Here is a 13,023-nt window from a genome sequence, read left to right as displayed (position 1 = left end):
TCTTCACGTTGTAGTCGACAACCCGTTTGACTGGGACCAGAACTCTCATTTACGCAATCCTCTCTCGATCCGCCATTGCTTGTCTATTTCGGCCAGTTCGTGGACGAGCCATGGACGCACGCATTGCGCACCCATCGTCATGGATTTCTGGACACCTCGGCTCATGACACGGGCGATACTAAGCTCCTTGGATTGACCGCCGCAGTATCCCTTCGTCAGCGAACGGTGTTGCGCAGGATACCTACATTCTCCAGCTCGACCTCTACAATGTCACCCGGCTTCAACCACAATGGCGGCTGCCGCTTGGCGCCAATACCCTGAGGGGTTCCGGTCGAGATGATATCGCCGGGAGAAAGGGTCAGGAAATGCGATATGTAGCTGACCAACTGATGCACTGGAAAGATCATGAGATGCGTATTGGATGATTGGACCTCCGAACCGTTGACGCGCGTCCGAATATCGAGATCTTGGATATCGCCGACTTCTTCCAGCGTAACAAGAGCGGGACCCACTGGCGTCGAACCGTCGACGGCCTTGCCTGCCAGCCACTGCGTTCCGCGATACTGGAGATCACGCGCCGTGATGTCGTTCAAAACGGTCACGCCGGCCACGAAATCCAGCGCGTCGTCAGCAGAGACGGAGCGGCATTCCTTACCGATGACGATTGCGAGCTCGCCTTCGAAATCCAGGTTTGGTGTAATGTTCGAGCAGCATATCTCCTCGAAAGGACCGATAAGCGTGCTGGCGAATTTCGCGAAAATGTCGGGATGTGTCGGGAGTGCGCGTCCCGTCTCGGCGACATGGTCGTTGTAGTTGAGACCGATGCAAAGGATTTTCGAAGGATCGGTAACCGGCGGACCAAGCCGAACCTTGCCAAACGGCCCTACTTCGGCTTTCGGATTCTTCCGAGCAGCAGCAGCGAGCTGTCCGGCGAGCTCTGACAGTGCTGCTCCGTGCTCCCGCAGCAATTCACGCACCGACAAGACAGATTTCGTGTTCTCGCCGCGTTCGCTTTTGAGGAGCGTATCCACGTCGAAAATCGAGGAATCCACCACAACACCTGCTCGCCAAGAGCCAGCCGAGTCATACGTCACCAGTTTCATTGGTCCTCCCCGCACCATGTTGGTGCTTTCGATTCAAGAGTGAGAAAAAAGCATTCAGCTGTCGGCAAAGACCGCAGACCGGAACCTCTCCGTTCACGGTCGACCTGTGAGGGCCTCGCGTCCCGTAGCTAAATTCGGTTCCCTTTCACAAAGTCGGCAGCGCGCTCACCGATCATGATCGCAGGAGCATTGAGATTGCTCGACGACACGAACGGCATAACGGAAGTATCGGCGACCCGGAGTCCGTCGATGCCATGCACTCGCAACTGAGGATCGACCACGGCCAACTCGTCCGTTCCAATTTTGCAGGCACCGCTCAGATGATACGCTCCTTGCGTATATTTCCTGACGAAAGCCTCAAACTCTGCGCGGGTTTTCAACGGCTTGGCCGGCAAATGCGATCCGCTTACAAACTTCTTCATCGATGACTGTTCCATGATCTCTTGTCCAAGCCGGACCCCATCGACAAGCCGATCAACGTCATACTGATGACTGAGATAGTTAGGATCCACTATTGGCGGAACGTTCGGGTCCGCTGAGCGAAGAGCAATTCGGCCGCGCGATTTTGGCCGGCAGGCATATACGTTCAAAGTGCATCCGTTGCCACTCGCCGTGGTTTCTACACCCTCCTCGATGCCGGCGCCGGCGAAGAAGTGATATTGGAGATCCGGGGTGGGGTCCGATTTGTCGCCCCACCAGAAGGCTCCGCCCTCGCAAATGTTCGATGTAATCGGCCCTGAGCCGAAAAGCGCATACTGAGCCGCCGCGGCAAGCTGCCACCGCAGTTTCTTGTACTTGTCGTAGCTCGTGTTCGACTTCAGATTATAAATCAGGAAGCAATCGGTATGATCCTGCAGATTCTGCCCAACGCCTGGCAGGTCGTGAACCACTTGAACGCCTGAGCGCTGAAGCTCGGCGGCAGGCCCAATTCCTGAGAGCAAAAGAAGGCGAGGAGATCCAACTGCCCCGGAGGATATGATAACCTCGCGTTCCGCCCGCATCGTTTCAACGCGGCCGTTTTCCACGTATTGGACGCCAACGGCGCGCCCGCCGTCAACCAGGATCTTCGTAACCTGTTTGTCGGTGACAATGTTGAGATTCCGGCGCTTTCGGGCCGGACGAAGATAGGCATCGGCCGAACTGCACCGACGACCATTCTTCGTCGTCAGCTGGTAAAGCCCCGCTCCTTGTAGCTCACCGGAATTGAAATCCGGATTATAGGGCATGCCTGCCTCTTGGCAGGCCTTTACCCAGGCTTTGGTCAGCGGCAACGTATATTGCTGGTTCGAAACGCTCAATGGCCCGTCCTGACCATGAGCATCGTTCGAATAAACCTCGTTGTTCTCTGCCTTGCGGAAGTACGGGAGCACATCCCCGTAGCCCCAACCTTCTGCTCCATGGGCGACCCAACGGTCGAAATCCGACGGCGCGCCCCTCATATAGATCATCGCGTTGAGCGAGCTGCCGCCGCCCAGAACGCGTGCCTGTCCGACCTGTGGCTCAGTATCATTTTGATGCTTGAGCTTCTCGACCTTGTACCAATGAAGCAAGGAACTCTTGAAGGATTTATAGAATGTTACCGGAAAACGGATCCAGATATTGTTGTCCTTCGGCCCGGCCTCAAACAGGGTCACAGATACATCTGGATCCTCGCTTAGCCGACCGGCTATAGCGCACCCGGCAGATCCCCCGCCTACCACGATAAAATCGGGCATTACACTATCCTAATCTGAGTAATAATACCGCATACGGCCCCGCCCATGATTATGAGGAGACGCTGACAAGGGCTGTTCCGCCTATCGGATACCCGAGAAAAACGCATCAACTTCTGCCTGACGCATGTCGCAGAACCAGCACTCCACGATCTGCTCGTTCTCGAAGCGGTAAGCTGCGAGACGGTCGGTGCGAACCTGCTTGTCACCGCGCGCCCAAATCTCATGAACCATGATCAAAATAGCCTCGTCCGACTCTGCGATCAGTTCATCATGTCCGGCTTCGCCGCCGACGATCCACTTGTCGGTATAGGCGGCGACCTTGTTCACCCAGCCTTCGACAAAGCCCTTGGCACCATGGAAATCGCGGGAAAGAACGGGGTGCGTTCCGCCCATGTGCACGACGAGGTTATCAGCATAGTAGCTGCAGCCCTTTTCTACATCGCCGCTCGACCAGGCTTCGTGATACTCACGAAGAATATCCTTTGCACGCTTCTTACTCATGTTGTTCCCCTTGAACGTTATATTGGACTTCATCGCACGGAACCATCAGGCAAACTATGCTGTCATGAGTCTCGCTTCGGTCGACAGAATGGATTTTCCGTCGGCCGAGATCGCGACTCCGTAGATATCCAGTGCCGCCTGTCGGGACACGACGCCGTCGCGGACATCCCGCAGGACGGAGGCGGGGTCACGCTGGTGTGGGTGTCCCCAGCCGCCACCGGCCGTAGCTTCAATTACCAGGTGGAGCGGTCTGACCTCTTCGACACCATAGGGCGGGCAGTATAGCTCTTCACCTGTCGCCAGATCGAAAGCCTTGATAGAGCCCTTCTCGCCCCAGTGTCCGCCGTTGACCCCCGCGGCTGTCTTCTTGCGCGCGCCCTCGCCTCGCAGGAGGTGTTCTCCACCCGCCAAGACATCGACCACGTAGTCGACGCCGGTTCCACCACGGTACTGACCAGCACCGCCGGTGTCGCATCGCATTTCGTAGCGATGCACGCGGATCGGATAGGACTGTTCGTAGGTTTCGACATTCGGGATGAACATCCCGCCCAGGGTCATCTGGTGGCTGGACGTTGGAAACCCGTCACGCCCCTTGACTGCGCCGCCACCGGAACTGCCGTGCCAGTGATAAAGAACAAAGACGTTTCCGTCAGGCTTCGTGCCCGACGAGATGCCGAACACCGACTTACCCCATCCCGCGCAGGCACGCTCGGGATCGGCCTGTGCCAAAGCTCCCCAGCATGCATTCATGATGTCGATCGCCGGAAACACCGTATTCATCGTCATTGGTGCTGGTGGTCGCGCGTTCACGACGCTTCCTTCAGGCGCGATGATCTTGACGCAGCGGTAGGTGCCCTCGTTGTGCGGAATGGCAGGGTCGAGAAAGGCGGAAAGAGCGCAATAGACAGCCGAATGTGTGTTGGCGATCCCGCTATTCTTGAAACCTTTGATCTGCGGCGACGTACCCGTGAAATCAAAGGTGATCGTGTCCTCGTCGATGGTCATCTTGATACGTGTTTCGATATCGACAAGCTCGAAGCAGTCGGTATCGCTGAAGTCCGATGCATGCCATACGCCATTAGGAAGCTCCGCGATGGCCTGACGCATCCGCCGCTCGCCGTAGTCAAGAAGAGCATCGAGATAGGCGCGGCCCTTCTTGAGTCCAAGTTGGGAGATGACGTCAGCCAAGCGCTGGCCGCCAATCCGTGTGGAGCCGATCATCGCGCCAAGATCGCCTTCCAGCAGGTCCGGGCAACGCGAGTTCAGAAGCAGCATGCGCCACAGGTCATCGCGCAACTGGCCCTTTTCGATCAACTTGAGGACGGGCAGGCGAATTCCTTCGTGGAAAATCTCGGTCGCCTTGGCATTGTAGGTACCAGCCGCGCCGCCGCCGATATCAGACTGGTGAGCACGATTACTGCAGAATCCGACCAGTTCGCCTTCCACGAAAACAGGGCGAATAAGGGTCCAGTCCGGCAGGTGGTTACCGCCAGCCGCATAGGGATCGCTGAGAATAAAGACGTCTTCCGGCTCGATACGCCCGGAAAAATCCCGCAAAACCGCGCGCACCGCAAATCCGCCACTACCGGAATGAATCGGCAAACCGTCCGCCTGCGCGATCGTCTCGCCATCCGCATTGCTCAGGAAGCACGAAAAGTCATGGCTTTGGCTGAAGATTGGACTGCGCGCAGTCCGAGTCATGATTGTGCCCATTTGCAGGCTGATATGATCCAGCTGTCGCTGCAGAATTGCAATGAGAACCGGATCGTATTCTGGAGACAAAACAGTACTCATGGTTTGACCTCATCAATTCTTGTAATAAACCATCCGTGTTTCGGGGCATTTGACTGCGGTCGCACAAGAGACGCAGCAGCTTTCGAAATGCGCCCAGGGACGCTTCGCTTGTTCATGCTGCCTCGCTCAGCAGAATGTCGACGTGATAGTTGCCTGCTTCGGTCATCGTCAGCTTGTCGCCGGCCCCAAGAATGAGCGTGGTCGTTGCTTCTTCGATGATCGCAGGTCCAGTCAGTTGCTGGCGCGAGGTCAGAGCCGTGCCATCGTAAACAGGCGTTTCGACGAAGCCTAACTCCTTGTTGACCCATACCGGGCGGCGCGAAATGGCCACTGGATCGGACACCGCGGCGGGAGCAGAAGCAACTTCCAACGCATCAAGCCTGCCGATCGCTGCCAATCGCAGATTGACGATCTCAATCGCACCTGCGGGCTGCACATAACCGAAAAGCCGTTGATAAACCTGCTCAAATGCTGCACGCATCGTCCCCGCATCCGTCGAGGCGCATTCCACGGGTATAGTCCACTGCTGGCCAAAATAACGAAGATCGTAGGCGCGTTTCAGAAGCGCCTTATGGCCTGTGAAGCCTTCGCGCGCAAGAACATCACTCGCTTCCGCTTGCATCTCGATAAAAGCGGCTTCGAGCAGATCCGGGCCTGAACTTTCGCGATTGTCCAGATCCTTGAGCCAGCTTCGCACGTAGTCATGGCGAAGGTCGGAATTACACATCCCGAATGCGCAAAACACACCGGCAAGGCGCGGGATATAGAGGCTTGAGCATCCGAGCAGCCTTGCAGTCGATGGACCGTGGAGCGGGCCTGCCCCACCGCAGGCCACAAGTGTAAATGCCTGTGGATTGTAACCCTTTTCGAGCGAGGCTTGCTCTACCGCGTGGAGAATATTTTGCTCGACGAGCTGTATGATACCGGCCGCCGCGTCGTTGACGCTGAGGCCAAGAGGCTTTGCGACATGCGTCTCGATCGCTTCGATGGCCTTCTCGAGATTCAAGGTGATCACTCCGCCAGCATATGGACCTGGCTTGAGCCGGCCGAGCACCAACTGCGCATCGGTCACGGTCGGCCGTGTACCTCCGCGGCCATAGCATGCCGGTCCGGGGGTGGAGCCCGCGCCTTCCGGTCCGGCCTTCAGGAGCCCGGCGCCGTCGACGGATGCAATCGTGCCTCCGCCTGCGCCGACGGTGTGGATATCAACGGACGGAATGTTCAAATGGTAGCCGTCAACCACGATCTGGTCAGTCATTGAGACCATCCCGTGTTCCATCAGCGTAACGTCGCAACTCGTTCCACCGATCTCAATCGACATAAGGTGCTCGGACCCGGTGTCCTGACCGAAAAACTTCAACGAACCCACACCGGCGGCCGGGCCTGACAGAACGAGGCTGGCCGGCGCTTGACCGATCTCATCTATGGAAATCGCTCCGCCGTTCGACTGGATCATCAGCAGCTTGCGCTTCAGTCCAAGCGAGGAAAGCCGCTGCGAAAGGCTTTCGAGATAAGGAACGACACGACGCGCAACATAAGCATTGACGACGGTCGTTGATGTGCGTTCATACTCGCCAATCGTCGGAGCGATTTCCGACGACGCGGTGACCCAGACGTTCGGGAGAAGCTTCTTCAGCTCTGCCTTGGCTGCTCTTTCGTGGGCCGGATTTGCGTAGGAATGCAGGAAGCAGATCGCAACCGTCTCGACGCCCTCGTCCTCGAAGACGCGCGCAGCGGCCGCGACAGAATCCGGATTGAAAGGTATCCTGACCGTGCCATCTTGCTCGAGTCGTTCGACGACCGGGAGGCGCAGATAACGGGGAACCAGGACTTCCGGGAACGGCTTTCGATGGTCCCAAACATACTCACGCATGGATCGTCGGATCTCCAGCGAATCGCGGAAACCGTCCGTGACCAGAAGCCCGACCTTTGCACCCTTCTTCTCAAGCAGGGTGTTTGTCGCAATGGTCGAGCCGTGAACAAACAGTTCAGTGTTGGAAAGGAAGGTTTCAACGTCGATTGCCAACGCATCGGCCGCCAGTCGAATCGCCGAAAGCACGCCTTCCGTTGGATCCGATGGGACCGAAGGCGCCTTGAACGCACGCACGGCCCCTTTGGAATCAACCATGACAAGGTCGGTAAAGGTACCGCCGATATCAACTCCGACGCGGTAGGGTGCAATTAACATCGGCTGTCCACTCATCGTTGCTTCACCATTTCCCTTATATCTCTGTCAGAGGCTGCTGAACCCTTTTGTCTCAGTTGGACGAGCCTTGGTAAGCGCCAAGTTCCTTTTCGACGACGTGCACCAGCTTGTCCGCTATCGAAAAGACCTCGACTTCGGTCATCGGGCTGGAAAGCGACCCGGAGCAGTTCGGCGTGAGCAGGACGTTTTCGTTCAACATGGCCAGCTGAATCCGACGGATGAGCTTTGCAGCCTCCGCAGTCGGAAATGCGCTCCGATAGCCGGTAACCTTTCCCGCGCCTATGTGAAGCCGAAACAGCGATCCCATTCCAGTGACCGTTGCGGCCACGCCAGCATCCGCAAGTCCATTGCTAATTCTATCGCGCAGGGCGTCGCCAAGTTTATTCAGCCGTTCCACGACCGGCCGCGAGTAGTGCTCGAGAGAGGCCAGTCCGGCAGCCATGCTGAGCGGATTAGCGCTGAACGTGCCGCCCATTGACACTTTCGGTTTGCCAGCGGAGTGATCGAAGACCGCCATATATTCGGCGCGCCCGGAGACAGCGCCGATCGGCAACCCGCCGCCAATGATCTTGGCCGTCGTAATCAGATCCGGCTCAAGACCGAAAAGCGGGGAAGCTCCTTCATAGGACAGACGGAAGCTGATCACCTCGTCGGCAATGAGAATGATGCCATCACGACGGCAAGCATCCTGGATGACTGCAGCTGTTTCTTTCGACATTGGTACCGTGCCGGCACGCGAGGCATTCGGATCGACGATAACTGCGGCCAGCGTAGCCCCTTCGCGGCGAAGGATGTCCGCGCAACGCTGCGGATCGTCGTAAGGGAGGACCACCACTTCTTGCAAAACCGATTCCGGTGTGCCGGCATTGCAGCGAACAGATGCAGGGTTGCCATTCTCGTCGTCCCAATTCGACGGCGTTGGATCAAGGCTAACCTCGACCCAGTCGTAGGCTCCGTGATAGCAGCCCTCGAACTTGGCAATCCTATACCGGCCGGTCAGGCCCCGTGCACCCTTGATTGCGGCTAGCACGGCCTCGGTTCCCGAGTTGCAAAAACGGGTCTGCTCCATCCGTGGGCTTCTGGCGGCGAGCGCTTCGGCAAGAAGGATTTCGCTCTCCGTCGGCATTCCGAACGCGGTGCCGGTGGTCATCGCGTCGCGCACCGCATCTAGAACCGGGCGAAAGGCGTGGCCATGGATGAGCGAGAAAAAGTTGTTTGCGCAATCGAGAAGCCGCCGCTCATCGATATCGATAACCCAGCATCCTTCGCCACGCGCGGCGTAAGGTGGGTGCGGCTGGAGCCAAGATGCCGCTCGCATTGACCCACCCGGGACCACCTTCCGTTCTCTCATATAGGCGGCTTCGGAGCGCTTGCCGATAACGGAGCCTGCTTCGTCAGTGCTCTGCCCTGAGCCAAGTTTCATCCTGTTCTCCATCCATTCTTGAGTGAGGAGCAATAAACACTATGATCCAATTCAATGTCAACAGGATCATGTGATCCAGATTCGTTTTTGATAATTGGGGGTGGGAGAGCTCCCATTCCACCATCGCAATGACGGAAGGGATTGCACGCGTCTCGAGCGGCTGCTGCGCTCATCTGGCGGTCGACCTGATTGACCGCTCTCTTGCACGTCATATGATCCGACCTGCAGTTACCTATCGCAGCTTCACGTCATGGATCGACCGTCGATTCTAAGCCATGAGCTAGACGACCCTGCAGCTGAACAATGGAAGCTACGGAGCGTGCTCCTGGATATTTTGATGAGCGCGGCCGCTGGTGCTCCAGCGGCCCAAGTTTCAAATCAAAATATTTGATAGGATCACTTGATCCTGTTGACACAATAATGGATCATAGTGTTCACTATGGCTTGCCGAACTCGAAATGGAGCGCAGTTGCCGTTAGGACGTCAAGGAATCGGGAGGCTACGGATCAGCCGACTTATTCAATGACATCGCGCTGCAAGCTCCCGAATTAGACGGCGGTTAAAATCGGCGTTTCCACGGCGACGCGAGATGTTACTCGGCATATGAAGCGCCGCCGGGCACGTACTGGACAGATATTAAGGAGTCAGGCAAATGGCCAACGAAAGCCGAACATCCGTGTATGACGTTGTGATTGTCGGCGCCGGGCCTTCCGGAGCGGTGGCTGCAAAACGGCTCGCAGAAGAAGGTATGTCCGTCGTTTGTCTCGAGCAAGGTGGTTATCCCGACTACACGAAACTTCGACACTCCGGCCTCGAGTTCGAACTGACAAAACAACAGCATTTTGCCACAAACCCAAATCGTCGCAAGGCGCCCTCAGACTATCCGATCGACGTCAGCAATGCCGATATTGAGCCATTGATGTGGAACGGTGTCGGCGGCAGTTCGGTACTCTACGCGGCTGCCTGGCATCGACTTAAGCCGAGCGATTTTCGAGTGCGCACGGTGGACGGAATCGCCGACGACTGGCCTCTCAGCTATGCGGAGCTCGAACCTTTTTACGCCCGGGTCGAGAACGACTTCGCGGTATCCGGTGTCGGGGGAGACCCGGCTTATCCGCCAGGTTTCGACATCCCGCTGCCGCCCTTTCCCATGGGAGCGATGGAACGGAAATTCGCCGCGGCCCATGACCGGCTTGGCTGGCATTGGTGGCCAGGCAGCAACTCCATCGCGACCGTGAAACATAATGGGCTGTTGCCTTGTGTGCGGCGCGGTGCGTGTACGTGGGGCTGTTTCGATGGAGCCAAAGCGTCAGTGGACCGGACGCATTGGCCCGCCTGTATCAAGCTTGGTGTGAAACTTGTCCAGAACGCACGAGTTTTGCGCGTGGAAACAGGATCCGACGGTCTCGCCACGGGTGTCACCTATGTGGATCGGGAAACAGGAACCACGCATTTTCAGCCGGGCCGTACAGTTATCGTTTCGGCTAACGGCGTGGGCACGCCGAGGCTGCTCCTCAATTCCGCCTCGAACGACCATCCAAATGGATTGGCGAATTCGTCCGGGCTGGTGGGCAAGCGGTTGATGATGCACCCATATGGTACCGTGAGCGGTCTGTTCGACGATTTCTTCGAGAATTGGCAAGGACCCTACGGTCAACGCGCCTATTCGCTGGAATTTGCTGAGACCCGCAAAGAGACCAATTTCTACCGAGGAGCAAAATGGCAGCTCATGGGAATGGGTGGTCCCCTCACGTCGGTAGGCAGTTGGCCTTGGGGCGGCAATGCCGACGTCTGGGGCGATAACTTCCATGCAACGGTACACAAGCGGTTCGGTCGTTCGGCTTATTGGGGAATCATGGCAGAAGACCTACCGAGTGAGGACAACATGATTACCCTCGATCCCGATGTGACCGACGCCCAGGGCATGCCCGCAGTGAAGGTGACATACAAGGCATCGCAAAATACCCTAGATCTGTTGGATTTCAATCTGTTGCGCGCTTCAGAGTCGATGAAGGAAGCGGGCGCCTATGAAGTGTCGGGAACACCGCTGATGCGCGAGACCGGCTGGCACATACTCGGAACGGTGCGAATGGGCAACGATCCACGCACGTCGGTCGTCGACTCGTTTGGACGCTCGCATGATGTGCCAAACCTCTTCGTCATGGACGGAAGCGTCATGCCGACCTCGGGTGCGGTCAACCCTACCGGCACCGTGACCGCGCTGGCATTGCGGAATGCTGAATCTATCATTGAAAACAGACGCTCCCAGCCGGTCAGTCGGACTGCTGAAGCGCGGAAAGCTGGACTCTAATCCATGACTAACATTGATGACTTTAGGACCAGAATCGCGTGGGTAGCAGATGCCCTGATCCCCTCAGACCCCAAGTTCGGCATGCCCTCGGCCACGGAAGCCGGCATGTTGGATCGTCTGCTACCCCGGGCGCTGAAGGAGCGCGACGATATGGCGCCGTCGTTCTTCAAGGCGTTGTCGCGTCTGCCTGAGGACCGTCCACGCGACCCGTTGGGCACCATCCGCGCTCTCGGTGCCGACGACTTCTACACGATATCTTTCCTGATCGCGGGGGCCTTCTTTCTGGACGAAGCCGTCACCCGGAAGTTGCGGTATCCGGGACAGGAAGCTTTGTACGAGACCCCGGATTACGACGAGATCATGGAGACGGTTGAGCGAGTGCAAGCAAGAGGAGCGGTTTACCTTGACGTACCGGCAGGGTGCGAGTCCATCTAACCGGTGTGGCAAACGTTGAACCCCGTACTTGCGACTTCCGTTCGATCCACTCAGCGGCAGAAAGCAAAGAAGGCGTTAGCCGATTGCAACGCCTCTGAGCGTAATTTTGAAATCAAGGAATTACTTTTCCAGGGTTGAGCAGGTTGTACGGATCGATCGACGTTTTTATCCGCTTCATCAGCGCGATCTTTCCTTCAGCACCGTAGTGCTGAAGCAGGTCGAGCTTGGTGCGCCCTATCCCATATTCAGCGCTGAACGTCCCCCCCATTTCGAACGCGAGCCTATAAATTTCCGGAGAAATGTCCTCCTCCACGCCGCGTTTGAAAATTGTCTTATCTGTCCCATCAGGAGGAACGATGTTGAAGTGAACGTTACCGTCGCCGACATGGCCATAGACTGACAGAATGGAACCTCTCCGATAGCTGTGAACGAGCTGGCACGCCGTTTCGATAAACTCTGCAAGGCGGGACGTTCGCACGGCGATATCGTGCTTGACCGATCCGCCGTGATAAACCTCGGCCTCAGGAATGTTTTCGCGCAAATGCCAGAGGTCCGCCCGTTGCCGCTGGCTTGCGGCAATTGTGCCATCGCTGATCAAATCGGCTTCGAAGAGCTCGGCAAGTAGCGCGCTAATACATTCTTCGAGGTTTAAAATTGGAGAGGCAGTCGCGGCCTCGAGAATGATATAATGCGCGCTTTCCTGCTGGAGCGGATTTCGAAGGTGGCGATTGGCATCGAGGAGTAGTTTCAAAGACGTGCTGGAAATATATTCAAATGATGTAATCGCTTCTCCACTTTGTGTTTGGGCTGCATCGAGGATGGTGGCGAGCGAAGCAATGTCGCGTATGGCCAGAAAGGCAGTAATCGTCTGTCGCGGTTTCCTAACCAGTTTAAGGGAAACGCCCGTGATGATCCCGAGCGTTCCTTCAGCCCCAATGAAAAGCTGCTTCACGTCATAGCCTGAATTGTTTTTCCGGAGCGGGTTTAATTCGCTAAACAGAGAGCCATCCGGCAACACGGCTTCAAGCCCGAGCACCAAGTCGCGTGCCATGCCATATCGGATGACGTTAATGCCGCCGGCATTGGTGGAGAGATTGCCGCCAATGCGGCAGGATTGCTGTGAGCCCAGAGCGAGGGGTAGCAAGAGACCCGCGACATCGGCAGCTTGCTGCAGATCGCTTAGGATCATGCCTGCATCTGCAGTGACCGAGAGGTTTGCAGGATCGAGCTCCCGGAGCTTGTTCATTCTTTCCAGACTGATGAGCAATTCCTGCCCATCGGCGCTCGGGGTCGCTGCCGTACAATAGCTCGTGTTGCCGCCTTGGGGTACAATACCAACCTTGTGCTCGGCACACGCACGGATAATCGCCTGAACTTCGGCCGTATTGCGTGGACGCAACACGGCGGTCGTCGATCCGATATACTGTCGGCGAAAATCCGTGAGGTATGAGGATATGATATCCTGATCCGTGGTCACCACCTCCCCAGGCAGCGTCGATAGCACGCTGTCGATATGTTGCATCACGAACTCCCCG

General features: G+C 56.9%; 9 protein-coding genes. 2 read left to right on the top strand and 7 right to left on the bottom strand.

All coding sequences use genetic code 11. The features are described from left to right. Nucleotides 1-215: 215 nt before the first annotated feature. From CO670_RS28225 to CO670_RS28200, 6 genes are all read right to left on the bottom strand, one after another. Nucleotides 216-1,103: a fumarylacetoacetate hydrolase family protein gene (locus tag CO670_RS28225; RefSeq protein ID WP_097593272.1), complete on the bottom strand. Its 888-nt coding sequence runs from the start codon at nt 1,101-1,103 to the stop codon at nt 216-218. Between the two features lie 128 nt (nt 1,104-1,231). Next, nucleotides 1,232-2,818: a GMC family oxidoreductase N-terminal domain-containing protein gene (locus CO670_RS28220; RefSeq protein WP_097593271.1), complete on the bottom strand. Its 1,587-nt coding sequence runs from the start codon at nt 2,816-2,818 to the stop codon at nt 1,232-1,234. 81 nt (nt 2,819-2,899) lie between these two features. Then, nucleotides 2,900-3,319 carry a nuclear transport factor 2 family protein gene (locus CO670_RS28215; RefSeq protein WP_097593270.1) on the bottom strand — a complete coding sequence of 140 codons (420 nt, stop codon included), beginning with the start codon at nt 3,317-3,319 and terminating at the stop codon, nt 2,900-2,902. A 54-nt stretch (nt 3,320-3,373) separates the two neighbouring features. Continuing rightward, complete coding sequence (locus tag CO670_RS28210) at nt 3,374-5,113, bottom strand: hydantoinase B/oxoprolinase family protein (RefSeq protein ID WP_097593269.1); 1,740 nt, start codon at nt 5,111-5,113, stop codon at nt 3,374-3,376. A gap of 112 nt (nt 5,114-5,225) precedes the next feature. Continuing rightward, a complete protein-coding gene (locus CO670_RS28205; RefSeq protein ID WP_097593267.1) occupies nt 5,226-7,301 on the bottom strand; it encodes a hydantoinase/oxoprolinase family protein in 2,076 nt (691 codons plus the stop codon). Nucleotides 7,302-7,371: 70 nt separating this feature from the next. Next, entirely contained in the window at nt 7,372-8,742 is a 1,371-nt protein-coding gene (locus CO670_RS28200; RefSeq protein ID WP_097593266.1) for an aminotransferase class III-fold pyridoxal phosphate-dependent enzyme, read from the bottom strand. 652 nt (nt 8,743-9,394) lie between these two features. On the opposite strand from CO670_RS28200, the gene CO670_RS28195 reads away from it, so the two are divergent. Both CO670_RS28195 and CO670_RS28190 read left to right on the top strand, forming a co-directional pair. Continuing rightward, nucleotides 9,395-11,053 (top strand): GMC family oxidoreductase, encoded by a 1,659-nt coding sequence (locus tag CO670_RS28195; protein WP_097593265.1) that lies wholly within the window; start codon nt 9,395-9,397, stop codon nt 11,051-11,053. Nucleotides 11,054-11,158: 105 nt separating this feature from the next. Beyond that, nucleotides 11,159-11,488 carry a hypothetical protein gene (locus CO670_RS28190; RefSeq protein WP_245426044.1) on the top strand — a complete coding sequence of 110 codons (330 nt, stop codon included), beginning with the start codon at nt 11,159-11,161 and terminating at the stop codon, nt 11,486-11,488. A 112-nt stretch (nt 11,489-11,600) separates the two neighbouring features. Here the strand turns inward: CO670_RS28190 and CO670_RS28185 are convergent, their stop codons facing one another. After that, nucleotides 11,601-13,010 (bottom strand): FAD-binding oxidoreductase, encoded by a 1,410-nt coding sequence (locus tag CO670_RS28185; protein ID WP_097593278.1) that lies wholly within the window; start codon nt 13,008-13,010, stop codon nt 11,601-11,603. Nucleotides 13,011-13,023 lie beyond the last annotated feature (13 nt).

The sequence above is a fragment of the Rhizobium sp. J15 genome (assembly GCF_002531825.1).
Lineage (GTDB): Bacteria > Pseudomonadota > Alphaproteobacteria > Rhizobiales > Rhizobiaceae > Rhizobium.
The sequence above is the reverse complement of the archived record's forward strand: the minus strand, read 5'-3'. Positions and strand labels throughout refer to the sequence as shown.